General features: G+C 76.7%; 1 protein-coding gene. It reads left to right on the top strand.

Features of this window, described 5'->3' with window-relative positions:
* Positions 1-1,402, top strand: a 1,402-nt coding sequence (locus tag KN815_RS49070; protein WP_443732357.1) for an acyl carrier protein, incomplete at both ends; no start/stop codon positions are given.

Genomic DNA, 1,402 nt, shown 5'->3' with positions numbered 1-1,402 from the left:
GGTGGCCGCCACCCCAGGGGCCGCCGCGCCGGTGGCCGCCGTGTCACCCGCATCCGCCCCGCCCGCGCCTGCCACCGGGCCCGATGTGCTGCGCGCGGTCTCCGAGATCATCAGCGAACGCACCGGCTATCCGGTCGACATGATCGAACCCGACCTCGATCTCGAAGCCGATCTCAGCATCGACTCGATCAAACGCGCCGAGATCGCGGGCGAGTTGGCGCGGCGCCTCGGCGTCGCGGGCGCGGACACCGCCGCCCTGGGCGATGAGGAGCTGGAGGAGCTGGCCAAGGCCCGTACCACCGCCGCCGTCACCGACTGGCTCACCGCCCGCCTCGAGCCCGCCCCCGCGCCCTCCGCGACACCGCCCGACGAACCGGAGCCGGTGGCGGAGGAGGTGGCGGCCGAGCCCGTGGCGGTGGCCGTGGCCGAGCCCTTGGCCGTGGCCGGTGTGGCGCCCAAGCGGCTGCGGCTGATGCCCGTGCTCCTCGGCGCACCCGGCGACAGTGCCGCCGCACCGCCCGATCTGACCGGTCGGCGCTTCGCCCTGCTCGGCGGGGAGAGCGACGGGGTGGCCGAGGCGGTGGCCGCCCGTCTCGGCGAACGCGGCGCCGAGGCCGTCCGCCTCGCCGCCGGGCATCCGCTCACCGAGGACGACGGCCGGGTGGACGGTGTGCTGCTGCTCGACCCGCTGGCCACCTCCGGCGCGCCGGTGCTGCCGGAGGCGTTCACGGCCCTCCAGTCGGCCCTGCGGCGCGCCCCGCACTGGCTGCTGGCGCTCCGCCGAACCGACCCGTTTGCCGCACGCACGGCCGGGCTGCGCGGGGTCTTCCGTACGGTGGCCAGGGAGTACCCGGACATGGTCACCAGACTGGTGGAGTTCCCCGCTGACGCGACCGGGTCCGCACACGCGGCCGGTACCGCCGACGCATCTGGTGCCGCCGAGGTGGCTGGTGCCGCCGACGCAGCGGGTTCTGCCACCGAGGTGGCCGGTTCCACCGACGCGACCGGGTCCGCACACGCGGCCGGTGCCGCCGACGCATCTGGTGCCGCCGAGGTGGCCGGTGCCGCCGACGCGACTGGGCCCGCACACGCGGCCGGTGCCGCTGACGCACCTGGTGCGGCCGACGTGGCTGGTTCCGCCGCCGTGGCCGGGTCCGCCGAGGCCGGCGGTTCTGCCGAAGTGGTCGGTCTCGCCGAAGTGGCCGATTCCCCAAGCGCGCCCTGCTTCGCCGACATCGTGGCCGACGGGCTGCTCGACGAGTTGCTCGCCCCGGACCGTACGCCCGTCGTGCTGCGCACCGCGGAAGGGCGGCGCCACCGGCTGGACCTTGTGGAAGCCCCGCTGGGCGCGCTCGCCGCTTCGGGGGCCGGGCCCGCCGGGGACGGCGCGGCGGAGGCCGCC

The organism is Streptomyces niphimycinicus (assembly GCF_018883605.1).
Taxonomy (GTDB): Bacteria; Actinomycetota; Actinomycetes; order Streptomycetales; family Streptomycetaceae; genus Streptomyces; species Streptomyces niphimycinicus.
Note: the sequence above shows the minus strand (reverse complement) of the source record. Positions and strands in the feature narration are given on the sequence as shown.